At 66.1% G+C, this 25,936-nt stretch carries 25 protein-coding genes; 13 read left to right on the top strand and 12 right to left on the bottom strand.

Annotated elements, in window-relative coordinates; translation table 11 throughout:
- Positions 1-127 precede the first annotated feature (127 nt).
- The 5 genes from tmk to PE058_RS12470 all read left to right on the top strand — a co-directional run bounded on the left by tmk (position 128) and on the right by PE058_RS12470 (position 5,304).
- A complete protein-coding gene (gene tmk / locus PE058_RS12490) occupies positions 128-754 on the top strand; it encodes a dTMP kinase (protein WP_020086613.1) in 627 nt (208 codons plus the stop codon).
- A gap of 2 nt (positions 755-756) precedes the next feature.
- Positions 757-1,884, top strand: coding sequence for a DNA polymerase III subunit delta' (locus PE058_RS12485; protein WP_020086614.1), 1,128 nt, complete (start codon positions 757-759; stop codon positions 1,882-1,884).
- 153 nt (positions 1,885-2,037) lie between these two features.
- Complete coding sequence (metG, locus tag PE058_RS12480) at positions 2,038-3,657, top strand: methionine--tRNA ligase (protein ID WP_271028532.1); 1,620 nt, start codon at positions 2,038-2,040, stop codon at positions 3,655-3,657.
- Between the two features lie 52 nt (positions 3,658-3,709).
- Positions 3,710-4,513 carry a TatD family hydrolase gene (locus tag PE058_RS12475; RefSeq protein WP_020086616.1) on the top strand — a complete coding sequence of 268 codons (804 nt, stop codon included), beginning with the start codon at positions 3,710-3,712 and terminating at the stop codon, positions 4,511-4,513.
- Positions 4,510-5,304: an MBL fold metallo-hydrolase gene (locus PE058_RS12470; protein ID WP_020086617.1), complete on the top strand. Its 795-nt coding sequence runs from the start codon at positions 4,510-4,512 to the stop codon at positions 5,302-5,304. Before PE058_RS12475 ends, PE058_RS12470 begins: the two co-directional genes overlap by 4 nt.
- A 345-nt stretch (positions 5,305-5,649) precedes the next feature.
- Here the strand turns inward: PE058_RS12470 and PE058_RS12465 are convergent, their stop codons facing one another.
- From PE058_RS12465 to PE058_RS12410, 12 genes are all read right to left on the bottom strand, one after another.
- Positions 5,650-6,405 (bottom strand): SDR family NAD(P)-dependent oxidoreductase, encoded by a 756-nt coding sequence (locus PE058_RS12465; RefSeq protein ID WP_271028531.1) that lies wholly within the window; start codon positions 6,403-6,405, stop codon positions 5,650-5,652.
- Positions 6,406-6,722: 317 nt separating this feature from the next.
- Positions 6,723-8,222 (bottom strand): amidophosphoribosyltransferase, encoded by a 1,500-nt coding sequence (gene purF / locus PE058_RS12460; protein ID WP_020086619.1) that lies wholly within the window; start codon positions 8,220-8,222, stop codon positions 6,723-6,725.
- A 168-nt stretch (positions 8,223-8,390) separates the two neighbouring features.
- Positions 8,391-8,942 carry a CvpA family protein gene (locus PE058_RS12455; RefSeq protein WP_271028530.1) on the bottom strand — a complete coding sequence of 184 codons (552 nt, stop codon included), beginning with the start codon at positions 8,940-8,942 and terminating at the stop codon, positions 8,391-8,393.
- A gap of 65 nt (positions 8,943-9,007) precedes the next feature.
- Positions 9,008-10,384, bottom strand: a complete 1,377-nt coding sequence (radA, locus tag PE058_RS12450; protein ID WP_271028529.1) for a DNA repair protein RadA — start codon at positions 10,382-10,384, stop codon at positions 9,008-9,010.
- A 3-nt stretch (positions 10,385-10,387) separates the two neighbouring features.
- On the bottom strand, positions 10,388-11,515 hold the full coding sequence (gene alr / locus PE058_RS12445) for an alanine racemase (protein ID WP_020086622.1): 1,128 nt from the start codon (positions 11,513-11,515) through the stop codon (positions 10,388-10,390).
- A 103-nt stretch (positions 11,516-11,618) separates the two neighbouring features.
- The gene (locus tag PE058_RS12440) at positions 11,619-13,133 is read right to left on the bottom strand and encodes a replicative DNA helicase (protein ID WP_020086623.1); all 1,515 of its coding nucleotides are present in this window, start codon (positions 13,131-13,133) and stop codon (positions 11,619-11,621) included.
- Positions 13,134-13,273: 140 nt separating this feature from the next.
- A complete protein-coding gene (locus PE058_RS12435; RefSeq protein WP_271028528.1) occupies positions 13,274-14,551 on the bottom strand; it encodes an SAM-dependent methyltransferase in 1,278 nt (425 codons plus the stop codon).
- A gap of 210 nt (positions 14,552-14,761) precedes the next feature.
- Positions 14,762-15,346: a 50S ribosomal protein L9 gene (rplI, locus tag PE058_RS12430; RefSeq protein ID WP_020086625.1), complete on the bottom strand. Its 585-nt coding sequence runs from the start codon at positions 15,344-15,346 to the stop codon at positions 14,762-14,764.
- Between the two features lie 24 nt (positions 15,347-15,370).
- Positions 15,371-16,372: a DUF2232 domain-containing protein gene (locus PE058_RS12425; RefSeq protein WP_271028527.1), complete on the bottom strand. Its 1,002-nt coding sequence runs from the start codon at positions 16,370-16,372 to the stop codon at positions 15,371-15,373.
- A gap of 99 nt (positions 16,373-16,471) precedes the next feature.
- Positions 16,472-16,720, bottom strand: a complete 249-nt coding sequence (gene rpsR, locus PE058_RS12420) for a 30S ribosomal protein S18 (RefSeq protein WP_020086627.1) — start codon at positions 16,718-16,720, stop codon at positions 16,472-16,474.
- A gap of 3 nt (positions 16,721-16,723) precedes the next feature.
- Positions 16,724-17,302, bottom strand: coding sequence for a 30S ribosomal protein S6 (gene rpsF / locus PE058_RS12415; protein ID WP_020086628.1), 579 nt, complete (start codon positions 17,300-17,302; stop codon positions 16,724-16,726).
- Positions 17,303-17,573: 271 nt separating this feature from the next.
- Positions 17,574-17,888, bottom strand: a complete 315-nt coding sequence (locus PE058_RS12410) for a hypothetical protein (RefSeq protein ID WP_020086629.1) — start codon at positions 17,886-17,888, stop codon at positions 17,574-17,576.
- 228 nt (positions 17,889-18,116) lie between these two features.
- On the opposite strand from PE058_RS12410, the gene fabD reads away from it, so the two are divergent.
- The 8 genes from fabD to PE058_RS12370 all read left to right on the top strand — a co-directional run bounded on the left by fabD (position 18,117) and on the right by PE058_RS12370 (position 25,922).
- Positions 18,117-19,061: an ACP S-malonyltransferase gene (gene fabD, locus PE058_RS12405; RefSeq protein ID WP_271028526.1), complete on the top strand. Its 945-nt coding sequence runs from the start codon at positions 18,117-18,119 to the stop codon at positions 19,059-19,061.
- A 41-nt stretch (positions 19,062-19,102) separates the two neighbouring features.
- Complete coding sequence (gene fabG / locus PE058_RS12400; protein ID WP_020086631.1) at positions 19,103-19,846, top strand: 3-oxoacyl-[acyl-carrier-protein] reductase; 744 nt, start codon at positions 19,103-19,105, stop codon at positions 19,844-19,846.
- Positions 19,847-20,241: 395 nt separating this feature from the next.
- Positions 20,242-20,484, top strand: a complete 243-nt coding sequence (locus PE058_RS12395; protein WP_020086632.1) for an acyl carrier protein — start codon at positions 20,242-20,244, stop codon at positions 20,482-20,484.
- Between the two features lie 299 nt (positions 20,485-20,783).
- On the top strand, positions 20,784-22,046 hold the full coding sequence (gene fabF / locus PE058_RS12390) for a beta-ketoacyl-ACP synthase II (protein WP_020086633.1): 1,263 nt from the start codon (positions 20,784-20,786) through the stop codon (positions 22,044-22,046).
- Between the two features lie 250 nt (positions 22,047-22,296).
- Positions 22,297-23,658 (top strand): endolytic transglycosylase MltG, encoded by a 1,362-nt coding sequence (gene mltG, locus PE058_RS12385; protein ID WP_026868126.1) that lies wholly within the window; start codon positions 22,297-22,299, stop codon positions 23,656-23,658.
- Positions 23,659-23,806: 148 nt separating this feature from the next.
- Positions 23,807-24,694 carry a YicC/YloC family endoribonuclease gene (locus PE058_RS12380; protein WP_026868127.1) on the top strand — a complete coding sequence of 296 codons (888 nt, stop codon included), beginning with the start codon at positions 23,807-23,809 and terminating at the stop codon, positions 24,692-24,694.
- 87 nt (positions 24,695-24,781) lie between these two features.
- Positions 24,782-25,429 (top strand): guanylate kinase, encoded by a 648-nt coding sequence (gene gmk, locus PE058_RS12375; RefSeq protein ID WP_020086636.1) that lies wholly within the window; start codon positions 24,782-24,784, stop codon positions 25,427-25,429.
- A 4-nt stretch (positions 25,430-25,433) separates the two neighbouring features.
- Complete coding sequence (locus PE058_RS12370; protein ID WP_271028525.1) at positions 25,434-25,922, top strand: GNAT family N-acetyltransferase; 489 nt, start codon at positions 25,434-25,436, stop codon at positions 25,920-25,922.
- Positions 25,923-25,936 lie beyond the last annotated feature (14 nt).

The following is a 25,936-nucleotide window of genomic DNA, read 5'->3' as shown; positions in this document are numbered from 1 at the left end:
TCATAACATGGCCGGGCTCGACCCGGTCATCCAGGGTGAGGTGCTTGTGGTGTCCATTTCTTCACCGCCAGGCATGAGCTGCGGGGATTTGCTTGATCTCGGGCGGCGACCCACTAGTCTCCGCCGCATGGCACGTGGACTGTTCATTACATTCGAGGGCGGCGAAGGCTCCGGCAAGTCGACCCAGGTGGCCCGGCTGGCCGAACGGCTGCGCCACGGCGGTATCGAGACCGTTGTGACGCGGGAGCCCGGCGGCACGCCGCTGGGCGAGAGCGTGCGCGCCCTCGTGCTCGATTCTTCGCCGGAGCCCGTGACGGAGCTGTTGCTCTTCGCGGCGGCACGCGCCGAGCACGTCGGCAAGCTCATCCGTCCGGCGCTGGACCATGGAACGTGGGTCGTCTGCGATCGCTTCATCGATTCGACGCGGGTCTATCAGGGTCTTCTCGGCGGCGTGCCGCGAGACCTCATCGGCGCCATCGAGAGCCATTCCGTCGCGCCCACGGTCCCGGATCTCACCTTCGTGATGGATCTTCCCGCCGAGGTCGGCCTGAAGCGGGCGGAGGCCCGCGGAGCCCTCTCGCGCTTCGACGCGCAGAGCACAGATTACCATCGCCGCTTGCGGGAGGGGTTTCGCGAGATCGCCCGCGCCGAGCCCGCGCGCTGCCTCCTGATCGACGCCGATCGCGATCCCGACACCATCGCCGGGGAAATCTGGCGGACGGTCGCGGAGCGTTTCCTTGTGAAGGCCCCATAGCGATGGCCCGCGCTCCAGCCGTCCAGGAGATCGAGGAGCTGCCCGAGGCCGATCGCCTCGAAGGCTTTCCGCACCCGCGCGCCACCCAGCGCGTCTATGGCCACGAGGCCGCCGAGCACATGCTCGAAGCCGCGTTCGCATCCGGCCGCATGCATCACGCCTGGCTGGTCGCAGGCGCGGAAGGCATCGGCAAGGCCACGCTCGCCTATCGCTTCGCCCGTTACGTGCTGGCCGATCCCGCCGAGCGAACGCCCGGGACCCTCGACGTCGCGCCGGAGACGCGCGCTTTCCGCCAGGTTCTCGCGCTCTCCCATCCGGGCCTGCTCGTCATCCGCCGCGCCTACGATCAGAAGGGCAAGCGCTTCCCGGCGAGCATCCCGGTCGACGAGGTGCGCCGCCTCAAGACCTTCCTCGGCCGCACCACAGATGACGACGCCTGGCGCGTTGTGATCGTGGACCGGGCGGACGAGCTCAACATCTCGGCCGCCAACGCGCTCCTGAAGTCGCTCGAGGAGCCGCCGCCGCGCACCGTGTTCCTTCTCATTTCGTCGGCTCCGGGACGCCTTCTCGTCACGATCCGCTCGCGCGTGCGCACGCTCGATTTGGCCCCGCTGGCGGAGGAGCCTCTGCGCCGCGCCGTGACCCAGGCCTTCGCGGCGAGCGGGGAGGAGGTATCGGGCGGCGCCCCCACCCCCTCGGAATGGGAACGGCTGGCGCGCCTCTCGGGCGGAAGCGTGCGCCGTGTCCTGTCGCTGCACGCTGCCAAGGGGCTCGCGCTCCACGACCGCATCTCCGCTATCTTGAGCGGTCTGCCCACGGTGGATTGGGGTGCCGTCCACGCGCTGGGGGACGAACTGTCCAGCCAGGCGGCCGACCAGCGCTACGAGCTCTTCTTCGAGCTTTTGACCGACTGGGTGGCCCGTCTCGTCAACGCGGAGGCCCGGGGCGAGGGGGATCCGGCCGAAATTGCCCTTGCGCGGCGGTTGATCGGCCCCGCTCGGCTTGCCACCTGGGCCGGCTTATGGGAAAGAGTGGCCGCGGACAAAGCCGAGACGGCGGCCCTCAACCTCGACCGGAAGGCCCTGATCCTCGACGTATTTACCCGCCTTGAGGCGGCCGCGCGCACGTGAACGGTTTTACCAGTGAAGGCCCGCTCGACGATGACCCGGTTCATGTCAGTGCCGATGCGCCCCGGCCGAATGTGACGGCTTGTCCGCGCGCGTTCGGCAGCGTGAACGATCGGCCAGTGAAACCCGGCGACAACCAAGTCTCCAAGAGGTCCCATGAGCGGGCGAGCTAAATTCTACATCACCACGGCGATCTCCTATCCCAACGGCGTTCCCCACATCGGACACGCCTACGAGGCAATCGCCACCGACGCCATCGCACGCTTCGAGCGTCTCGATGGCAAGGACGTGTTCTTCCTCACGGGCACCGACGAGCACGGCCTCAAGATGAAGCAAACGGCGGTGAAGGAGGGGCTGACGCCCCGCGCGCTGGCCGACCGCAACGCCGCGCGGTTCATCGAGATGGCCGCCACTCTGGGCCTCTCCAACGACGACTTCATCCGCACCACCGAGCCGCGTCATTACGAGACGTGCGAGGAGATCTGGCGGCGCATGGAGAAGGCCGGCGACATCTTCAAGAAGAAGTATGGCGGCTGGTATTCGGTGCGCGACGAGACCTACTACAAGGAATCGGAAACCGAGGTCCGCGAAGGCGTGCGCTACGCCATCCCGACGGGCACGCCCGTCGACTGGAACGAGGAGGAGACGTACTTCTTCCGCCTCTCCGCCTACCAGGATCGCCTGCTCGCCCACTACGACGCCAATCCCGATTTCATCCTGCCCGTGGAGCGCAGGAACGAGGTCGTGAGCTTCGTGAAGAGCGGGCTCGAGGATCTTTCGATCTCCCGTTCGACGCTCGACTGGGGCATTCCCGTACCGGATGCGCCGGGCCACGTCATGTACGTGTGGGTGGACGCATTGACGAACTACGTCACCGCGACCGGCCTCCTCAACAAGCCGGTCGGGCCGCGCGCGGACTTCTGGCCGGCGGACGTGCACGTCATTGGCAAGGACATCGTGCGCTTCCACGCCGTCTACTGGCCGGCCTTTCTGATGTCGGCGGGTGTCGATCTGCCAAAGCGCATCTTTTCGCATGGGTTCGTGCTGAACAAGGGCGAGAAGATGTCGAAGTCGGTCGGCAACGTGGTCGATCCGTTCGATCTCGTGCGCGCCTATGGCCGCGATCAGCTGCGCTACTTCTTCCTGCGCGAGGTGATGTTCGGCCAGGACGGCAACTATTCGCCGGAGGCCATCGCCAACCGCATCAACGCCGACCTCGCGAACAACCTCGGCAACCTCGCGCAGCGCTCGCTGTCGATGATCTACAAGAACTGCGACGGCAAGATTCCGGAGCCCGGCGCGTTCACGGCTGAGGACAGCGCGATCCTCGCGGCAACGGACGCCCTCTATGGCGAAGCCCGCGCCGCGATGGATAAGCAGGCGATAACCCGCTACCTCGACGCCGTGTGGGCAGTGATCGCGGACGCCAACCGCTACTTCGCGGCCGAGGAGCCGTGGGCGAAGAAGAAGACGGACCCCAAGCGCATGGAGACCATTCTCTATGTGACGGCCGAGATCGTGCGCCAGTTCGGCATCCTCGCGCAGCCTGTTATGCCGGAGCTTGCGGGCAAGCTGCTCGACCTGCTGCTGCCTGGCGATACGGAGGCGCGCGCCTTCGCGAAGCTCGGAGCCGCCGGCCGCCTTGTGCCCGGCGCCGCGATCCCCGAGCCGCAGGGCGTCTTCCCGCGCTACGTGGATCCGGAGGAGGCTGCGAAGCCCGCCCCTGCGCCCAAGCCGCCGAAGCAGAAGAAGGGCGGAAAGCCCGAGACGACCTAAATCAACCCCTTGCCCACCGCATTCCGTTAAGAGGGCGAGGGAGGAGTGCCCGATGCTGGTTGACCACCACTGCCACCTGGATTTCCCCGAGTTCGCGCCAGATCTCGCGGGTGTGGTCGCGCGCGCGAAAGCGGCCGGCGTCGGCACCATGGTCACCATCTCAACCCGCATCCGGAAGTTCGATCAGATCCTCGCCGTCGCGGAGCGCTTCGACGATGTGTGGTGCTCCGTCGGCACCCACCCGCACAACGCGGACGAGGAGCGCGGCATCCCGTCGAGCGAGATCGTGACGCTCTCGCAGCATCCGAAGGTGGTGGCGGTGGGCGAGGCGGGCCTCGATTACTATTACAAGAACGGCAGCCCCGAGGCTCAGGCCGAAGGCTTCCGTGCCCACATCGCGGCGGCGCGAGAAACCGGCCTCCCGCTCGAGATCCACACGCGCGAAGCCGACGCCGATACGCTCGCCATCCTTGAGGACGAGCACAAGAAAGGCGCGTTCCCCGCCGTGCTTCACTGCTACACCGGCGGGCGCGAGCTGGCACTGCGGGCCGTCGATCTCGGTCTCTATGTGTCCTTCAGCGGCGTGATCAGCTTCAAGAAGACGGAAGCGTTGCAGGAGATCGCGCGCGACGTGCCGCTCGATCGCATCCTGGTCGAAACCGACGCGCCGTTCCTCGCGCCCGTGCCCTATCGCGGCAAGACCAACGAGCCCGCCTACGTCGTGCATACCGCGTCCGCTCTCGCGCGCATCCGTGGCGTCTCGGAAGCCGAGATCGCGCGCGCGACGACCGACAACTTTTTCCGCCTCTACACCAAGGCGCGGCGGCCGCAGACGGCGGAGATGGCCGCCCCATGAGCCTGCGTCTCACGATCCTCGGGTGCGGGTCCTCCGGCGGCGTGCCGCGCATTGGCGCCATGTGGGGCAGATGCGATCCGCAAAACCCCCGGAACCGCCGCCGCCGTTGCGCGATGCTGGTCGAGCGGCGCGGCCCGGGCGGCGTCACCAGCATCCTGATCGACACCCCGCCGGATCTGCGCGAGCAGCTTCTCTCCGTGCGCGCCGACGCACTCGATGCGGTGCTCTTCACGCATGACCACGCAGATCACACGCACGGTATCGACGACCTGCGCATGGTGGCCTACGCCATGAAGAGCCGCGTGCCCTGCTATTTCGATCCGGTAACGCGCGAAAGTCTCGTCACCCGCTTCGCCTATTGCTTCGAGACGCCGGCCGGCTCCACCTACCCGCCGATCCTCGTCCCGAAAACGCTGACCCCGGGCGAGATGATCAGCGTCGAGGGCGCGGGCGGTCCGATCGATGTGCTGCCCATCCGCCAGTTCCACGGCGATATAGAAAGCCTCGCGTTCCGGTTCGGCTCCGTGGCGTATTCGCCTGATGTGTCGGCGTTGCCGCTCGATTCGGTGGCGTTGCTGGAAGACCTGGATCTCTGGATCGTCGACGCGTTGCGCTACACGCCCCATCCCAGCCATTTCTCCGTGAAGGAGGCGCTGGAGCACATTGCGCGTCTCCGCGCCAAACGCGCCATCCTCACCCACATGACCGGCGATCTCGACTACGAGGCGCTGCGCCGTGAGCTTCCAGCAAACGTCGAACCCGCCTACGACAACATGGTGATCGAAGTCTGACAGGCGAACTTCGGCCGTGCCGCTCCCACATCGGCGTCACTCCGGCGAAGGCATGAGCCTGGACACGTCGAAGGCAGGCCTGAGAGTCCCATGTCCCAACGCGTCGATTGCCAGCAATCCGACAAGTGACGGTCGAGACCGAGATGAGGCATCTCGAACACCACGCCTCAACGCGTGGACGAATGCCGTCTGGATCCCGACCTGCGCCGGGATGACATCGGGGTGTGGGACCGACAGCGTACATTCAACGTCACCCCGATGAAGATCGGGGTCCAGACACGTCGAAGGCAGGCCCGAGGTTCAAATGCCGAAGCACGCGCATTGGGCAGTTTCGCGCTGCTAAGCTCAGGCGTCGTTGCTGGCTGCGAGCGACGCGGCCGCGCCGTCCGGATGATAGCGCACCACGTCCCCATTGAGCTCGGAGGCAGGCAGGAGGAGGGGAAGCGCGAAGGCCGCAACCTGCGCCGGATCTGCGAGCTTGCTCTTGTCCTCGCCCGGGAACGCCTTGGCGCGGAGGCCGGTCCGCATGGGCGTGGGGTCGAGCAGCGCAACGCGCGCATTGGTGTTCGCGAGCTCTTGCGCGTAGGTCTTGGCCAGCGCCTCGAGCCCGGCTTTCGAAACGGCATACGGCCCCCAGTACGCGTCGTTTCCGTGAGCCGCTTCGCACGTGACGAACAGCGCACGGCCCGCGTCAGACCGCTTGAGCAGCGGATCGAGCGTGCGGATGAGGCGCCAGTTGGCCGTGAGATTGATGTCGAGCACGGAGTTCCAGGCATCGGCGCTCACATGCGGCAGCGGCGAGAGCGAGCCGAGAATGCCGCCGGCCGCGACCAGAACGTCGAGCTTGCCCCAGCGCTGGTAGATCACCGGACCGAGCTGGTCGATGCGATCGGCGGCACGCAGGTCGAGCTTCAGGATCGTCGCGTGCCCGCCCACCGCGCGGATCTCGTCGTCGAGCTCTTCGAGAGCACCCGCCGAGCGAGCGCAGATGACGACGTGAGCCCCCTCGCGCGCCAGCGCCAGCGCCATTTCACGGCCGAGCCCTCGTGACGCGCCGGTGACGAGGGCGAGACGGTCCTTGAAGCGGGGGCGCGATGCCATGACTGGCCTTTCAGGCGTCTTCCGGGCGGAAGCGCGTTGGTTTTATCGTGAGCCAAGAAGGAGACTGTAAGCCGGGAAGCTTGCGGCAGAGAAGTGCCGCCTCTCGGATTAGTTTCCAAGAGGAAAGCACGCCGCAGGGCCGGATTTGTTCTAGAGGGTCATATGCAAGTCTAGGGCGGCGCTACACCAGCTCTCCGGATAGCTATCGCTCCGGGCACCACGCGCGCTCAAAAACGGGCGAGCCAGCCTTCGAGGCGCGGCCCAGTCCGACGCTCTCGGCGCGGGGAGGAACGAGAGGAGGGGGCCGCCTGCCGGGGCTAGCCCACTTCCGCGAGAAGCGAGAGCTGGCGCGTGCCGGCGAGACCGTTCTGGTCCGTCAGCTCGGTCGGGTACTCGCCGGTGAAGCAGTGATCGGTGAACTGTGGAGCACGCGCATCGCGGCCCTCGTAGCCCACGGCGCGATAGATGCCGTCCACGGAGAGGAACGCCAGGCTGTCGGCCCCCATGAAGGCGCGCATGCCTTCGAGATCGTAGTTGGCGGCCAGCAGCGCCTTCTTGCTCGGCGTGTCGATGCCGTAATAGTCCGAGTGCGTGATCGGCGGCGAGGAGATGCGCATGTGCACCTCCTTGGCGCCCGCTTCGTACATCAGCTGCACGATCTTCTTCGATGTGGTGCCGCGCACCACGCTGTCGTCGATGAGCACGATGCGCTTGCCGCGAATGACGCCCGCGTTGGCCGAATGCTTGAGCTTCACGCCGAGCGCCCGGATCTGCTGCTCCGGCTCGATGAAGGTGCGGCCGACATAGTGGTTGCGGATGATGCCGAGCTCGAACGGAATGCCGGATTCGCGCGCAAAGCCGATCGCGGCGGGCACACCCGAGTCGGGAATGGGCACGATGACGTCGGCTTGGACGGGAGTCTCGCGGGCGAGCTGCACGCCCATCTGCTGGCGCACGTCATAGACCGACCGACCGCCGATGATGCTGTCGGGGCGGGCGAAGTAGATGTACTCGAAGATGCACGGGCGCGCGGGGCGGCGCGGATAAGGGCGATGGCTCTCGAGCCCCGCTTCCGTGATCACCACGACTTCACCGTTCTCGACCTCGCGCAGGAACTCGGCGCCCACGATATCGAGCGCGCAGGTTTCCGAGGCGAGCACGTAGGCATCGCCGATCTTGCCGATCACCAGCGGACGGATGCCGACCGGATCGCGAGCGCCGATCATCATGTCGTTGGTGAGGCAGACGAGCGCCCAGGCGCCTTCGATCTGCCGCGTCGCCTCGACGAAGCGCTCGACCATGCGCCGCTTCTTGGAGCGCGAGAGAAGGTGGAGGATGACCTCGGTGTCCGAGGTGGAGGGGAAGATGGCGCCGGAGCTGATCAGCTCCTGGCGGAGCGTGAGGGCGTTGGTGAGGTTGCCGTTGTGGGCGACGGCAAATCCGCCGGTATCGATATCCGCATAGAGCGGCTGGACGTTCTTGAGGGCGGGCTCGCCGGTGGTCGAGTAGCGGTTATGACCCACCGCCATGCTGCCCTTCAGGCGATGGATGACGCCCGCCTCGTTGAAGTTGTCGCCGACGAGACCGAGGCGCCGCTCCGAGTGGAACTGCTTGCCGTCGTAGGTCACGATGCCGGCTGCTTCCTGGCCGCGATGCTGAAGGGCGTGGAGGCCGAGCGCCGTGATCGCAGCCGCTTCGGGGTGTCCAAAAACACCGAAGACTCCGCATTCCTCGCGGAGTCTGTCGTCGCCCATCCGAGACAGGCCGAAATCAGGAAATTCCTCGCTCCCGGATTTGGGCGCGTGATCGTGCGTCATGGCTGCCTCCCGCTAAAGCATCCGCCGCAACTTCTTACGCAAGTACACGCAACGGGTGCTCGTCGCACACATCCGGAGGGTCTTACACCGCCGTTGCATGCGCGGAATATATGATAATCGAAGGACTGTTAAAGAGCTTTGTTGCGAATGTCGCGGATCTGTCACCGCCTATTGCGCAGGGGGCTCACTGGGGGCCGGAGGCTGCGACAGAGTGGTCGGCATATAGGTCTCGAGCGCACCCCGGATCACGTTTCCGGTGGCCCTGATATAGGGCGTGGACAGACCATCGCGCACCCATGGCAGGTGGTTCTGCTCGTCCGGAACAAAAGAAGCGTAGAACATGTAAGGGATTACGACGAGCAGGAAGCCGCGGGCCAGTCCGAACAGGAAGCCCAGGATGCGGTCGATCATGCCGACGCTGCTATCCAGGATCGTGTCCGAGATGCGGGCCGTGATCAAGTGAACAATGATGAGGACAATCAAAAAGATGACCGCGCCGATGGCAATCTGCGCCACCGCGACCTGCGTGTTGAGCTGGGCGGCCATGTCCTCGGCCACCTTCTTGTGATTCAACACGAAATAGAGGGTGGCACCGGCCGCCGCGATCCACGACAGGATCGACATCAGCTCGCGCGTGAGCCCGCGGTACATGGCGAGCAGCGCGGAAATGAAGCAGACCGCGAGCACGGCGGCGTCGAGATAGGTGAGCGGCCCGATCATGATCTAGGCTCCTCCAAAAGCGGGAAGCGGCATTATAAGCGATATCTTTGAGTGTCCCTGGCCGTTCAGTCGCATGGGAGAAGGTCCTCCGCAAGCTCCTTCAGATGGGAAATCCTGCGAAGTGTGAGCTTCGCCCCGTCGGCGTTCGGGTCGCCGCTGGCCGGGATGACGGCCTCCGTGAACCCGAGCTTGGCGGCCTCCTTGAGGCGGAGCCCCATGTGGGGGCTTGCCCTCACCGCGCCCGAAAGCGAGATCTCGCCGAAGTGGATCTGCTGAGGATCGAGCGCTTGGTTCGAGAGCGAGGCGAGAAGAGCGGCAGCGGCCGCGAGGTCGGCCGCAGGCTCCATGATGCGAAGCCCGCCCGCCACGTTCAGGTAAACGTCGTGATGGGCGAACGAGACGCCGCACCGCGCCTCGAGCACCGCGATCAGCATCGCGAGCCGGCTCTGCTCCCAGCCGACCACCGCGCGGCGTGGCATGCCGAGGCCGGAAGGCGCGACGAGCGCCTGGATCTCGACCAGGATCGGGCGCGTGCCTTCCATTCCAGCGAACACCGCGGTGCCCGGCGCCTTGATGTCGCGCTCGCCGAGGAAAAGCTCGGAAGGGTTGGCGACCTCGCGCAGCCCGGCGCCCGCCATCTCGAACACGCCGATCTCGTCCGTGGCGCCGAAGCGGTTCTTGGTGGAGCGCAGGATACGGTAGGTATGCCCCCGGTCGCCCTCGAAGGAGAGCACGGTGTCGACGACGTGCTCCACCGCCTTGGGCCCGGCGATCTGGCCCTCTTTGGTGACGTGTCCGACGAGCAGCAGCGCGCAGCCCGCAGACTTGGCGTAGCGGACGAGCGACTGCGTCGCCGCCCGCACCTGGCTCACGGAGCCGGGCGCGGCTTCGAGCGCGTCGGTCCATAGCGTCTGGATGGAATCGATCACGACGAGATCGGCCTTGGGCTCGGCTGCAAGCGTCGCGAGAATATTGGTGAGGCTCGTCTCGGCGGCGAGCGCGACCGGTGCATCCGCGAGGCCGAGGCGGCTCGCGCGGAGCCGCACCTGGGCCGAGGCTTCCTCGCCAGAGAAATAGATCGCGCGCCGCCCCGCGCGCCCGAGCGAGGCCGCAAGCTGAAGCAGCAGCGTCGATTTGCCGATGCCCGGCTCGCCCGAGATCAGCAGCACCGAGCCCGGCACGATGCCGCCGCCGGTGACGCGGTCGAGCTCCGGCATGCCCGTGAGCAGGCGAGGGGCTTCTTGAGGTGCCCCCGTAAGCGTTTCGAGCGTGAGCACCCGCCCTTTGCTGGCCTTGGCGAGCCCGGTCCCCGGCGGGGGCGGCGACGCCATCTCCTCGACGATGGTGTTCCAGTCGCCGCATGAGCCGCATTTGCCCGCCCAGCGCGCGGAGATCGCCCCGCAGCTCTGGCAGACGAAGCTCGATTTCGCGGCCTTGGCCATCTCTCACGCCCCTCCGCCGGTATGAGAGCGCACGAAACGCGGGCCGAGCCGGGTGAGAACCTCGTAGCCGATCGTGCCGGACGCCTTGCCGACGGCCTCGATGGGAAGATCGGGCGCGATCAGAGAAACAAGATCGCCGCGCTTCACCTCGCCTTCGACGTCCGTGACATCGACGGTGATGAGGTCCATCGACACACGCCCGACGATCGGCGCGAGCGTGTTGCGCACGAGAACGCTGCCGCCTGTCTGTCCGGAGGCCGCGCTCTGGAAACGGGCAAGTCCGTCCGCGTATCCGGCCGCCACGATCGCGAGCCGCGTCCGCCGCTCCGCCCGCCACGTGGCCGAATAGCCTACGGACGCGCCTGGCTCGACCGTGCGCAGTTGCAGAATGCGCGCCCGCACCGAGACGACCGGCTTCACCGGAGTAGCCCCGCCGCGAAAGGCCTGGCCGCCGTAAAGCGCGTAGCCCGGCCGCACGAGATCGTAATGATATGCGCGCCCCAGCATCAGCCCGTCGGACGCGGCGAGACTTGCGGGAGCCGCCGGCAGCAGCGCGCGCCGCCGCTCGAAGGCCACCCGCTGCGCTTCATTGTGCGGATCGTCCGGTTCGTCGGCACAGGCGAGATGGCTCATCACGAGACGCAGGTCGATCGCTGCGAGCAGGTCCGGCCGCGCCGCGAGTGCGCGCACCTCCTCCTCGCCGAGGCCCAGCCTATGAAGGCCCGTATCGATCTGGATCGCGGCGGGAACCGGTCCGCCATGGCGCGACGCTTCGGCCGCCCATTCCTCCACGTCCTCGAGGCTCGAAAGCACAGGCGCGACGTCCGCCGCTCTCAACAGCGCCGCCGAGCCTCGCAACACTCCATCGAGCGCGAACAGGCGCGCGGCAGGTGCAAGCTGGCGCGCGGCGCGCGCTTCCTCGGGCGTGGCGACGAAGAACGTGCGGCACCCCGCGAGCGCGAGTGCCGGGATGACCTCCGAGGCGCCGAGCCCGTAGGCGTCCGCCTTGACCACGGCTGCGCATTCGGCTGGCCCGACCAGTCGCGAGAGCGAGCGCCAGTTCTCCTGCAGCGCATCGAGATCGATGGTGATGATTCCCGTCGCGTCGGGCGGAAGCGAAAGCCCGATCATGCCGCGCCTCTTTCCCTCTGCCCTGGCGGGAGAGAAATGCCGGCGCGACGACAGGGGCGAGCCGCGCGCACGTCGCCTCGACGGACCTGGGCCGCAATGGCTCTCACTCGTAGCGCTCGGGGAGCTGGAACTCGCGCGCAAGATTGCCGAAGCGCGTGTACTGGCTCTCGAACGCGAGCTGCACGGCGCCGACGGGACCATGACGCTGCTTGCCGATGATCACCTCGGCCTTGCCCGACACCGCCATCATTTGCGTCTGCCAATCGTTGAACTCCGGGGTTCCCTCGCGCGGTTTCTGCCGCTCGACGTAGTATTCCTCGCGGAACACGAACATGACAACGTCGGCGTCCTGCTCGATGGAGCCCGATTCACGCAGGTCCGAGAGCTGCGGCCGCTTGTCCTCGCGCTGCTCCACCTGACGGGAGAGCTGTGAAAGCGCAATGATCGGAACAGCGAGCTCCTTGGCAAGGGCCTTGAGGCCGGTGGTGATCTCGGTGATTTCCTGCACGCGGTTGTCGCCCCGCTTGGAGGAGCCGGAGAGAAGCTGCAAATAGTCGACGATCAGAAGCTCCAAGCCCTTCTGCCGCTTGAGCTTCCTGGCGCGAGCTGCAAGCTGCGCGATGGAGATGCCGCCCGTCTGGTCGATGAAGAGCGGCGCGCGGCTCATCTCCTGCGACACGGCGACCAGCTTCCGGAACTCGTCCTCCGTGATCATGCCGCGGCGGATCTTTTCCGACGCGATCTCTGCCTGCTCGGAGAGAATACGGGTAGCGAGCTGCTCGGCGCTCATTTCGAGCGAGAAGAAGCCGACGCGCCCGCCTTCCAGCGTCTTGTCCGTGCCGTCCGACTGCTTCTCAGAGCGATAGGCCTTCGCGACGTTGTAGGCGATGTTGGTCACGAGCGCCGTCTTACCCATCGAGGGACGGCCGGCGAGAATGATGAGGTCCGACGATTGCAGGCCGCCCATCTTGTTGTCGAGGTCGTTGAGCCCGGTCGAAAGGCCGGAGAGGTGTCCGTCTCGCTCGTAAGCGGCGTTCGCCATGTCGATGGCGTGCGTCAACGCCGTGCCGAAGGTCATGAAGCCCTGGCCGTACTTGCCGCCTTCCGCAAGCTCGTAGAGACGCGATTCCGCCTCCTGGATCTGCGTCTCGGGCGGGAAATCGATCGGCGCGTCGTAGGCCGAATTCACGATGTCCTCGCCGAGCACGATCAGCGAGCGGCGCACGGCAAGATCGTAGACGGTGCGTCCGTAATCCTCGACGTTGATGATCGAGGTCGCGTTGGCGGCGAGCCGCCCGAGGTACTGCGGCACGGTGAGGTGCTGGTCGATGGGCTCGGCAGCATCGAAGAACGTCTTGAGCGTGATCGGCGTGGCCTGCTTGCCCGCCTGGATCATCTTGCCCGCCGTCTCGAAGATCTGCCCATGCAGGGGATCGAAGAAATGCACGGGCTGAAGGAACGCCGAGACCCGGTCCATGGCCTCGTTGTTGATCAGGATCGCGCCGAGAAGACCTTGTTCCGCCTCGATGTTGTGCGGTGCTTCACGGAACTGGATCGGCTCGGCCGCGGAGGCGGCTTCGCGCAGTTTTTCGGACTGGAGGAGTGCTTCGTTTGCCATGGGCGCACCCTAGCTCGCGCCCCGAGTCGCAGCGAGCACGCAGGCGCCCGCCCGCTGCGCCGTCCCCATTACCCACACCCCTCGAACTTCGCGCTTGTCTGAGGCGAATCGAACGCAAAAAAACACGTGGGCTGCACAACTTATCCCGATCTGCGGGCCGCCACGCCGAGCGGGCGCTGCGCCACCTCGCCGTCGCTCCTCATGAGATCCTGCTCGCGTTCGCCCATGTAGTCCCGCGTGATAGGCAACGCATCCACACGCCGGGTGAGCTGGATTTGGAACACTACGAAATTCTGGAATCGGAACGCGCACTCCGATCCCGCGAGATAGAACTCCCACATCCGGCAGAAGTCCTCACCAGCGATCTCCACGGCCGCGGGGCGGTTCGCGAGAAAGCGATGCCGCCAGGCGCGCAGCGTCTCGGCGTAATGCAGCCGCAGCACTTCGACGTCCGCCACGACGAGCCCGGACCGCTCGACCGCGCCCATGATCTCGCTCAGCGCCGGAATATAGCCGCCGGGAAAGATGTAGCGCGCGATGAACGGATTGGTGCCCGCTGGCGCGTCGGTGCGGCCAATGGTGTGGAGAAGGGCGGTGCCGCCCGGCGTGAGCACCTTTGCGAGCGTATCGAAGAAAGTGCGGTAGTGCGGCAGGCCCACGTGCTCGAACATGCCCACGGAGACGACGCGGTCGAACGTCTCCGAGATGGCCCGATAGTCGCTGAGAACGAAAGCCGGTGCCGGCGCGCCGCTCCCGGTCTCCAACGCATCCGCCCTCTCACGCGCGATCTTGAGCTGCTCCTCGCTGAGGGTGATGCCCGTCACCTGGGCGCCCGTCGTGTGCGCGAGATAGAGCGCGAGGCCACCCCAGCCGCATCCGATGTCGAGCACACGCTGGCCGGGGGCGAGCGCGAGCTTGGCTGCGATGTGCCGTTTCTTTGCAAGTTGCGCATCGGCGAGCCCCAGGCCGGAGGATGCGAAGTAGGCGCAGGAATACTGCCGGTCGGGATCCAGGAAGAGATCGTAGATCCTGGGATCGATATCGTAGTGATGAGCGACATTACTGCGCGACCGGCCTGCGGGATTGTACTGGGCGGCGCGCCGCAGGATGCGCCGGAGAAACGCGAGCCGTTGGGAATACCCGGGAAACGGATGGTCCGCGAGATTGCGCATCATCAGCGCGATGAAGTCATAGACGTTTCCCTTTTCGAGCCTGAGCCGGCCGCTCATGTAGCCTTCGCCCGCCGCCATCTCGGGGTCGAGCGCCAGGTGCCATTCGAGCCGCCGGTCCGCGAGGCGCACGACGACAGGGGCGCCCTCTCCGTTGCCGAAGGCATGCGCAGCACCTTGAGCGTCGATGAAGGTCAGGTTGCCGTCGCGGACGACGTTGGAGAGGAGGAGGGAGAGGGGCTTCAGCATCGAGGCACCGCCTTCTGAGGCGCCTACCCCCGGAGAAAGGGCGCCGGCCGTTGTGTCCCCCTTCTTCCGTAAGTGTAGGAAGCCGCGCCCGCAATTTCGAGATGGGCGTCGATCCCAGGCCCCGAAAAGAGAAACGGCAGCCGGAAGACTGAGCTTCCGGCTGCCGCTGAAATATCCCGGCGATGGTCGGCCAAGGATCGCCCGGGGCGATCAGGCCTGCTGCTCTTCGCCTTCGCCCTCGGGAGCAGCACCCTCCTCGAAGACGGAATCCGGGTTGAAGGTCTCGAGTTCGAGCGCCTCGTCCTTGATGACCGTGACGTCCTCGCCGCGGGCCTGCTTCTCGGCTTCCTCGTCCGAACGCGCGACGTTGAGAATGACCTTCACGACGACTTCCGGATGCAGCGCAACTTTGGTCTCGTGCAGGCCAAGGGTCTTGATCGGACGCTCGAGGATCACCTGGCGGCGGTCGATGGTGAAACCGCCCGCCGTAACGGCGTCGGCGAGATCGCGCGTGGAGACCGAGCCGTAGAGCTGGCCCGTATCGCCCGCCGAGCGGATGGCGACGAACACCTTGCCGTCGAGCTTCGCGGCAACGGCCTCGGCTTCCTTCTTCTGCTCGAGGTTGTTGGCTTCGAGCTGCGAGCGCTGGGTCTCGAAGTGAGCGATGTTCTCCTTCGTGGCGCGCAGAGCCTTCTTCTGCGGCAGGAGGAAGTTGCGGGCATAGCCGTCCTTGACGTTGACGACATCACCCATCTGGCCGAGGCGGCCGATGCGCTGAAGTAGAATGACCTGCATGGACGTAATCTCCTTTGAAAATGTTCAAGCGTTCGGATGAGGCGGCGGGCCCGGCGGAAGTGCCGAGCGCGCACGAAGATGAAGAACCGTCTCTGCGAGCCCGAGCAGGGCGATCACAAAGCCGATCCAGATGTTGACGACGAGAAGCGTGCCGTAGAGGGCCCACAGAGCGAACGGGCGCCAGGGCCGGCCGCGCGTCGTGTAGTGAAGGATGGCGAGACCGAGCAGCAGGTAGGCGACGAAGAAGCCGCCCGCGAATGCAGCCGCGGCGAGCCCCAGGTAGCCCGAAGCCATCGTGCCGAGCAGGATGACGCCGAAAGCCAGTGGCGTGCCCTGCGGATAGGTAATCGCAGCGAGATCCGGCCACGGACGGCCGAGCTGGCCGGATGCGAAGGTCACGCGCCCCGCGAGCCAGAGGTTGAACAGCAGGCTGCCCATCCACGACATCGCGGACGCCGCCGGCAGCACGGACATGGCGATTTCGGAGAGCGACGCGATCTCCGCCTCGCTGATCTGCACGGGCTGGCCGTCCGTCTGCGGCAGACCGGACGAGATCGTCGCCTTGATGAACTCGCCGAGTGCCTTGCGAAGCTCTTCCAGATCTCCGCCGAGGACGGCGAGCGAGGCGACCGCCATCACGCCGGCCATCACCGCCGACCAGATGACGAGCCTTCCGGCCGGATACCACTCGACGGCTGGACCGTTCTCGTTGGCGTGCTGGAGGCCGGTTTCCCCAATGGGGCGGCTGAGCAGCGCGAGATAGGTCAGAAGCACCATCGGCACGGCTTGCGTCAGCGCGAAAGCGAGTGCGGTCGGCGGTCCGGCGAACGCGAACACGATACCGCTGCCGACAAGCCCCGCGAGCAGCGCCGAGCGCCAGCCCCAGCCGAGCCCGGCGAGTGCGATGGGAAGCGGTGTGACGAAGAAGAGGAGGAAGCGGATGAACAACGGCCCCGTGGTCGCGGAGGCGAATACCACCGCCGCAACCAGCCCAAGGCCAGCACCTGCCAGATAGGTCGTTCTCATCCGTAAGCTGTCCCGCATCCGCTGCGGTTAGGGTGAGGGGGCCATCTCTCGAAGAGAGCGGCCCCGCTCATCCAACCAATCTAGAAACCCGGCGGCTGATTACTTCAGCACGTAGGGCAGGAGTCCGAGGAAGCGTGCGCGCTTGATGGCGCGGGCCAGCTCTCTCTGCTTCTTGGCCGAAACGGCCGTGATGCGGCTCGGCACGATCTTGCCGCGCTCGGAGATGTAACGGCCGAGCGTGCGCACGTCCTTGTAGTCGATCTTCGGCGCCTGATCGCCCGAGAACGGGCAGGTCTTGCGGCGGCGATGGAAGGGCCGGCGAGCGGCGATTTCTTGGATCTCAGCCATCGATTAGCCCTCCGAGCCCGGCTTGTTGTCTCTGAATGGGGGCCGCGGGGGACGCGGACCGCGGTCGCCGTCACGCGGCGGACGGGAATCGCCGCCCTCGCGCGGGGGACGGGCGCGGAACGTGGAGCCGCCCTCGGCACCGCCGCCGAAGCCGCCACGGTCGCCACCGCGGAAACCGCCGCGATCGCCGCCACGGAAGCCGCCGCGATCACCGCCGCGGAAACCACCGGCGCCGCGCTCACCGCCGCGCTCGTCGCGATCCTGCTTGCGCATCATCACGGACGGCTCGGTCTCGAGCTCGTCGACGCGCAGCGTGAGAAAGCGGATGACGTCGGTCGAGAGACCCATGCGCCGCTCCATCTCTGCCACCACTGCGGCGGGTGCGTCGATGTTGAGGAGCGAATAGTGCGCCTTGCGGCTCTTCTTGATCTTGAATGCGAGGCCCTTGAGGCCCCAGTACTCGGATTTCGTAACCTTGCCGCCGCCTTCGGTGATGACGTCGGTGTATTCTTTCGTAAGCGCCTCGACCTGCTGTTGCGAGACGTCCTGGCGCGCCAGGAACACATGCTCGTAAAGGGGCATGTTTGGCCTTTCGTTTCGAGTTGGCCGCATGACAAGCACGCGGATCACGCTACCGCTTCGGCGCAAAGCCCCTCATGGACCCCAGAAAGGCCCAAAGGCACCCAAAGAGCGAAGACACCGGGGGACAGACCATGGGACAAGCCCAAGAGAGGGACAAGTCCAATAGACCTTGCCGCCGAGCTGAAATAGCTCCGCGGCCCCGTTCAGCCTCCAACCGAAGCGCGTGACGGCGCGACTTATACGGGTTTTCCAGGCGCGGGCAAGGGGCAAGCTAGTTAACGCTGCGCTCGTACGCCGCGAGGCAGTCCTCGCCGTCGCAGTCGATCCACCGCCCGCTCGGCAGCCGGACCTCCCATGCCGCTTCGCGCTTGGCGGGGCCGGGTGCTGCGGATTTGTGCGCGTTGTCGCGGGATGTCCGGTAAAACTGCCGCGTTTCCAACACCTTGCCGTCCTTCGCCATCACCGTGCCGGTGGCGATCGTCTCGCGCGGCAGCAAATCCCATTGCCATGCGGCGAGATAGGCCACGACCAGCGCGAGGGCTAGGAGAAAGGGGAGAAGACGCCGTCCCGCCGATTTAGTTGCCATGGCTTATCCTTCTGGAGAGAAACACAAAACGCCCCTGTTTGCTGCGCGCCATACAACTCGGCCGGCCGCGCGGTGCAGCCACGAGCAGCGGGGAAGACCATCGTTCCCTGTTCCCCGAGGCCTTGACAATCCCGAGCCGGACATGTCGAAAGCGCGACAGACTGTGAACTTTCACTCACCTGTCGGCGATCGCGCCCGGCGAGTGGAAATCAATCAAAAGGAGCGAGCGTGGCACGCGCATTCGTATTTCCCGGACAGGGTAGCCAGGATGTCGGTATGGGTCGCGAGCTGGCAGAGACGTTCGCGGTCGCGCGCGAGGTGTTCGACGAGGTCGACGAGGCGCTCGGACAGAAGCTCTCCGCCATTATGTGGGAAGGCCCCAAGGAAACGCTGACACTCACGGAGAACGCCCAGCCCGCGCTGATGGCGGTTTCGATGGCCGTGATGCGCGTGCTGGAACGCGAGAAGGGCATCAAGCTTGCCGGCACGGTGAAGTATGTTGCGGGTCATTCGCTCGGCGAGTATTCCGCACTCGCCGCGGCAGGCGCGTTCTCACTGTCCGACACAGCGCGTCTCCTGAAGCTGCGCGGCCAGGCCATGCAGGCGGCCGTACCGGTCGGCCAGGGCGCGATGGTCGCTCTTCTTGGCGTTGGCCTCGACGTGGCCGAGAAGGTCGCGGCCGAAGCCGCCCAGGGCGACGTCTGCCAGGTCGCCAACGACAATGAGCCGACCCAGGTCGTGCTGTCGGGCTCGAAAGCCGCCATAGATCGCGTGGCCGAGATCGGCAAGGCCCATGGCGTGCGCCGCGCGGTGCCTCTGCCCGTGTCTGCGCCGTTCCATTGCGCCCTGATGAAGCCCGCCGCCGAAGCCATGGCGGATGCGCTTTCCAAGGTCACCATCAACGCGCCGGTCGTCCCCGTCGTCGCCAACGTGGTGGCGAGCGGGGTGAGCGACCCCGAGCAGATTCGCCGCCTTCTGGTGGAGCAGGTGACGGGCACCGTGCGCTGGCGCGAATGCGTCGGCTATCTCGCAGCCAACGGCGTCACCGACGTGTTCGAGATCGGATCAGGAAAGGTGCTCGCTGGCCTCGCAAAGCGTATCGAGAAGTCGCTCGAGGCCGCGAGCCTGGGCACGCCCGCGGATATCGAGGCGGCCGCTTCCAAGCTCGTCTGACGCAATCAAACCACGCTCTTCTTCGTAAAAGGATTCAAGACATGTTCGATTTGACCGGCAAAAAAGCGCTTGTCACCGGTGCGACCGGCGGCATCGGCGAAGGCATCGCGCGCGCTTTCCACAAAGCCGGAGCCGAGGTCGTGCTCTCGGGCCGTCAGGTCGCCAAGCTCGAAGCGCTCGCCGCCGAGCTCGGCGAGCGCGCGCACGTGGTGCCTTGCGATCTCGCCGACAAGGAAGCCGTCTCGAAGCTGATCGACAACGCCATCGCCAAGCTCGGCCGCCTCGACATCCTCGTCAACAATGCCGGTCTCACCAAGGACAACCTGTTCATGGTGATGAAGGACGAGCAGTGGGACGACGTGATCGCGGTGAACCTCACCTCCACCTTCATGCTGATGCGCGCCGCCGCCCGTCACATGCTGCGCTCCAAGACCGGCTACGGCCGCATCATCAACATCTCGTCCGTTTCGGGCGTGATCGGCAATCCCGGCCAGGGCAACTATGCAGCCTCCAAGGCTGGCATGATCGGCATGACCAAATCGCTCGCCCGCGAAGTCGCGAACCGCGGCATCACCGCCAACTCGATTGCGCCTGGATTCATCCAGACCGCGATGACGGATGTGCTGAACGACAAGCAGAAATCCGAGATCTCCCAGCACATCCCGGCCCAGCGCTTCGGCACGCCCGATGACATTGCCGCCGCGGCCGTCTACCTTGCCAGCGTCGAGGCTGGCTACGTCACCGGACAAACGCTGCACGTGAACGGCGGCATGGCCATGATCTGACGGCGTTTTTGGTTAAGACGCTCCGGCATGCGCAAGGCCGCGTTCGCCGGGGGCAATGTGTCGCTCTCCGGGTCGGCTTTCGCGAGCCGCAACACAGGGGGGCGACGCTGGCCAAGGCCTAGGAGATATGTTAACGAGCCTCGTTTTTTTGCTGCGCAGCTCTGGGAAACGCCCTAACGATCAACGCTCACGCGCTGTCGTCTGGGATAACCCCCCTGATGGCGCCGCCAGCACCAGGACGAGATAGGACTTCGAGGTCGAGCGTATTTCTGGAAAAGTAGGATCCGGTTTTCCGGCAAGGGACTACGACCGACTGACTTCAGCGCCCCGGTGAACGACGGGACCGAGAAGACGATAGCAAACCAAATCACAGAGCAGGGACACGAGGGAAGACGATGAGCGATGTCGCAGAGCGCGTGAAGAAGATCGTAGTGGAGCATCTTGGCGTCGAGGCCGACAAGGTCACCGAGAACGCTAGCTTCATCGATGATCTCGGCGCTGACAGCCTTGATACGGTCGAGCTGGTCATGGCGTTCGAGGAAGAGTTCGGGTGCGAGATCCCCGACGATGCCGCCGAGCACATTCTGACGGTTGGCGACGCTGTGAAGTTCCTCGAGAAGAACGCCACGGCTGCCTAAGGCTGCTCGGGTCCGGAGCGGCTGAGTTCGAGGCGCCGCCGGTGCCTCGAATGATGAAGCCGCAGCCGGCCCGCACTGCGGTGCGTGTGGAGTGGAGAATCGCGTATCGGCGCACATGCGCCGTAAGCATCTCCATCCACGGCTCGCAAGCCTGAGTGACACGAGTGAGTTGAAGGAAGCGGGGCGAAGCTGGCGGGTCGCGCCTCGCGGCAACAAGAGAACCCCGCAAGGCCCAGGGCGGCATACGGCTGGGCGTTGGCGGGCATCTCTCCCTTACCGATGGAGTGGACTTGAGAGCCATGCGCCGCGTCGTCATCACTGGGCTTGGTCTTGTCACCCCGATCGGATGCGGGGTCGAGGAATCTTGGCGCAATCTGCTCGCAGGCAAGAGCGGAGCACGCCGGATCGAGGAATTCGACGCCTCCGATCTCTCTTGTCAGATTGCGAATTTCGTACCGCGCGGCGCGGGTAACGAGGGCAAGTTCAATCCCGATGATTGGATGGAGCCCAAGGAGCAGCGCAAGGTCGACGACTTCATCATCTACGCCGTCGCCGCCGCCGATCAGGCCCTCGCCGATGCAGGCTGGAAGGCCGATACCCAGGAAAAGCAGGAAACGACCGGCGTTTTGATCGGCTCCGGCATCGGCGGCCTTTCCGGCATCGCCGACACCTCGATTCTGCTCAAGGAGAAGGGCGCCCGCCGCGTTTCTCCGTTCTTCATTCCCGGCCGCCTCATCAATCTCGCGGGCGGCTACGTCTCCATCAAGCACGACCTCAAGGGACCGAACCACGCCGTCGTGACGGCGTGCGCCACCGGCACCCACGCCATCGGCGATGCGGCACGTCTCGTGGCGCTCGGCGATGCGGAGGTCATGGTCGCGGGCGGAACCGAGAGCCCCATCTGCCGCATCGGCATGGCTGGCTTCGTCGCCTGCCGCGCTCTCTCGACCGGCTTCAACGACCGGCCCACGGAGGCGTCGCGTCCTTACGACAAGGGTCGCGACGGCTTCGTCATGGGTGAGGGCGCGGGTGTCGTCGTGCTCGAAAGCCTGGAGCACGCCCAGGCGCGCGGCGCCAAGATCTATGCCGAGGTCATCGGCTACGGCATGTCGGGCGACGCCTATCACATCACAGCGCCGTCGGAGACCGGCGACGGCGCCTTCCGCTGCATGCGCGCCGCGCTGAAGAACGCGGGCGTCTCACCGAGCGACATCGACTACATCAACGCGCACGGCACCTCGACGCCCATGGGCGACGAGATCGAGCTCGGCGCGGTGGAGCGCCTGTTCGGCAACACCCAGGCCAAGACCTCCATGTCCTCGACCAAGTCTTCGATCGGCCACCTCCTGGGAGCTGCCGGCGCCGTCGAGGCGATCTTCTCGGTGCTCGCCATCCGCGATCAGGTGGCGCCCGCGACCCTGAACCTCGAAAACCCTTCGGTCGAGACGGCCCTCGACCTGGTGCCCAAGACGCCGCGGAAGCGTGAGATCAACACCGTGCTTTCGAACTCGTTCGGCTTTGGCGGCACCAACGCGTCGCTCGTGATGCGTAAAGTGGCCTGACATCGGTCCGCGATCGCCCGGAGAGCGCCAGCGCTGACCGGGCTTTTGCCACAATCGCGAGATCACGTCGGCGCGTAGGCTTGGGGTGAGTACGGCGTGCCGGTCCCGGCGCGCCTCGCTGTGCGTACAAGCTTGAGTTTGACGGTGGTTTCCTGCCTGAGCCAAGGCGGGCCGGAAAGCGCCAGGAGCCGGCCGTTGCGGCACGCGGGGAGCGTCGCTGCGGCTTGGGACGCGAGACGGGAGCTGGTCGATGAGTAAAGTTCGCCGGGAAGTGCCGCCCACGCTCTCGAGGCGTGACGGTGTCCGCCCGAGGAGCCCGGCCGAGGCTCTGGAGCCGGGACGCGCGCCGCCGCGTCCCCGTGGCGTTCGCCAGCGCAAGGAATCGCGCGTCATCTCTGGCTTTGCCCGCGTCGTGAGCGGCGTGATGACGATCCTGCTCGTCGCCATGCTCGCGACCGGAGGCATGACGCTCTTGGTCGGCCACCTCTATAGCCGCCCCGGTCCCCTTACCGTGAGCCAGACCGTCGTCATCCCGAAAGGCGCGAGCAGCAACGACATCGCCGACGACCTCGAGCGCGAAGGCGTGGTTTCCAGCCGCTGGGCCTTCATGATCAACTATCTGGTGCAGAGCCGCATGCGCCCGAAAGAGGTGATGCTGAAGCACGGCGAATACCTCTTCAAGCCGAACGTCAGCATTCGCGAGGTGATCGAGACCCTCTCCGAAGGCAAATCGGTGATGTACAAGGTGACGATCCCCGAAGGTCTCACCAGCCAGCAGATCGTCGAGCGCCTGAAGAGCGAGGAGAACCTGACCGGCGACGTCGCCCAGATTCCCGCCGAAGGCTCGCTGCTGCCCGAGACCTACAGCATCGAGAAGGGCATGACGCGCCAGGAGCTGCTGGAGCGCATGGCGCTGAAGCAGAAGCAGGTCCTCGAAAGCAACTGGGAGCGCCGCCAGCAGGGACTTCCCTACACGAGCCCCGAGCAGGCCGTGGTGATGGCCTCCATCATCGAGAAGGAAACCGGCCGCGCGGACGAGCGCGACCGCATCGCGGGCGTCTTCGTCAACCGCTTGAACAAGGGGATGCCGCTTCAATCCGATCCCACCATTCTCTACGGCATCTACGGCGGCGGCGTGCAGTGGGGCAAACCCATCATGCAGTCGGAGAAGGACGCCAAGAACGCCCACAACACTTACCAGATCAAGGGCCTGCCGCCGACGCCGATCTGCAATCCGGGGCGCCCTGCGCTCGAAGCCGCACTCAATCCGGCCCAGCACGGCGATCTGTTCTTCGTGGCCGACGGCAGCGGCGGCCACATCTTCACGGCGACCCTCAAGGATCACAACGCGGCGGTTTCGAACTGGCGCAAGTTCGAGAAAGAGATGCGGGCGCGTCAGGCCGCCGCCAAGGACGGAGCCTCCGAAGGGGCCGAGGCAGCGCCCGGCGAGGTGGCGCGCAACCCGATCACCGAAATTCCGAACCCGCCAGCCGAGGACGCGGGCGGCGAGGCGAAGGCTGCAGGAGCCGCCGCCGAGGAGAAACCTGCGGCCGTCCCGGCGACGGCAACGGCGTCCACGATGCCGCTCCCCATACGCAAGCCCAAGCGCTAGCCGCGTGCGGACGGCGGGCCTTGCGCCGAAAGCGCCCCTTGCGGCCCGCGGATGCGGCGCGTACGTCTCTCTCGCAGCAGCGCGGCGAGCGAGCTCCACTTGCCGCGCGACCTAGACCTGAACGGACAACGTTCCCCGGATAAAAAACATGACCCTTCAAAGTATGACCGGGTTTGCCCGCAGCGACGGCGCGCTCGACGGCACCACGTGGCATTGGGAGCTACGGAGCGTGAACAACCGGGGGCTCGACCTCCGCTTGCGCCTGCCGCAGGGCTACGAGCAGATCGAGTCCAAGGTTCGCGACCGCATCGCGAAAGCCATTTCCCGCGGCAGCGTCAACGCCAGCCTCAGCGTCACGCGCCGTACGCAGGCGGGTGAGGTCCGCGTGAACCAGGAGGCGCTCGAGCGCATCCTCGCCATCGCCACCCGCTTGAGCCACAACATCGGCGCCGAGACGCCGCGCGTGGAAGCGCTGCTCGGATTGAAGGGCGTGCTCGACGTCGTCGAGGATGCCGACACCGAGGAGACGCTGGCGGCCCAGCAGGCGGCCGTGCTGGATGACCTCGACAAGGCGCTCGCCGACCTCGTGGCCGCGCGCCGCGACGAAGGCCGCCGCCTGAAGGACGTTCTCGCCCGCCAGATCGACGAGATCGAGCGTCTGGCGAAAACGGTCGAGGCCTCCCCCGCCCGCACCATCGAAGCCATTCGCCGCCGCCTCGCCGAGCAGGTCGCCCGCCTCATGGAGACAGGGCAGGGGCTCGATCCCGCGCGGCTTCATCAGGAGGCTGTCCTGCTGGCGACGCGCGCCGACGTGGAGGAGGAGCTGAAGCGCCTCGCCGCCCACGTGGAAGCTGCGCGCGCGCTTCTCAGGGATGAGGGTGCCATCGGCCGCAAGCTGGATTTCCTCGCCCAGGAGTTCAATCGCGAAGCCAACACCTTGACCTCCAAGGCCGCCGACCAGGAGATCGCCCACGCGGGCCTCGCCCTCAAGGTCGTGATCGATCAGTTGCGCGAGCAGGTCCAGAACATCGAGTAGGGCGCTGAAAACGCTCTGGACCCGGCAAGGCCCAGCCCCTATCAGTCGCTTCTGGGCGGGATGCGAGCGCGCGGGGAGACCGGGGAGATGACGAGCGAAAATCCGAGGATCGAGCGGCGCGGCCTGCTGCTGGTGCTGTCCTCGCCATCCGGCGCCGGCAAGACGTCCCTATCGCGCGCGCTTCTCGAAGCCGATCCTCATATCGCCCTGTCGGTCTCCGTCACCACGCGCAAGCCGCGTCCCGGAGAGGTGGACGGCCGCGACTACTGGTTTGTCGACGAAGCGAGCTTCAAGGCCATGATCGAGACGGATCAGCTCCTCGAATGGGCGACCGTCTTCGGCAACTACTACGGCACGCCCCGCGCCCCGATCGAGAAGGCGATCGCGGAGGGCCGCGATGTGCTGTTCGACATCGACTGGCAGGGAACCCAGCAGCTCTCCGAGCGCATGGCGGGAGATCTCGTGCGCGTGTTCGTGCTGCCGCCGTCCGCAGAGGCGCTGGAGACGCGCTTGAAGCAGCGCGCCCAGGATCCGCCCGAGGTCGTAGCCAAGCGCATGGCGAAAGCGTCCGACGAGATCAGCCATTGGGCCGAGTACGACTACGTCATCGTCAATTCGGATCTCGCGGAGAGCAGCGCGGGCCTGCGCGCCATTCTCGCGGCGGAGCGTCTGCGCCGCGATCGCATGACAGGCCTCTCGTCGTTCGTCCGCGGGCTCCACGCCGCGCTGGAGTAGCGTAATGCGCATCGAGGCCGAGCAGCCCGCCCATCGCCCCGGCATTCGACGCTTGGCGCTGGGCGCGTTTCCCACGGCCGCCGAAGCGGATCTGGTCGATCGTTTGCGCCACGACGGCGACGTTGCGATTTCGCTCGTTGCGGTGGACGGCGAGGAGGTGGTGGGCCACGTCCTTTTCTCTGCGATGACCGCGCCCATGAAGGCGCTCGGTCTCGGACCCGTTGCGGTGGAGGCCAGCCGCCGCGGCGAAGGCATCGCGAGCGATCTGATCCGCGAGGGGCTCGCGCGAGCGAGACGGGAAGGATGGCAGGCCGTCTTCGTGCTCGGAGATCCCGCGTTCTACGCACGCTTCGGCTTCAGCGTCGAGCAGGCGGCAGGATTCGAGACGCCTTACGCTGGGCCATACTTCATGGCGCTTGCGCTCGATGGGACGTCTCTCGCGCACGCCAACGACCCCGTCGCCTACGCGCCCGCGTTTCAGTCGCTCGAATGAGATCGAAGCCGGCC

Source organism: Hyphomicrobium sp. DMF-1, assembly GCF_027886585.1.
In the GTDB taxonomy this organism is placed as follows: Bacteria; Pseudomonadota; Alphaproteobacteria; order Rhizobiales; family Hyphomicrobiaceae; genus Hyphomicrobium_C; species Hyphomicrobium_C zavarzinii.
This window is presented reverse-complemented; position numbering and strand designations above follow the sequence as displayed.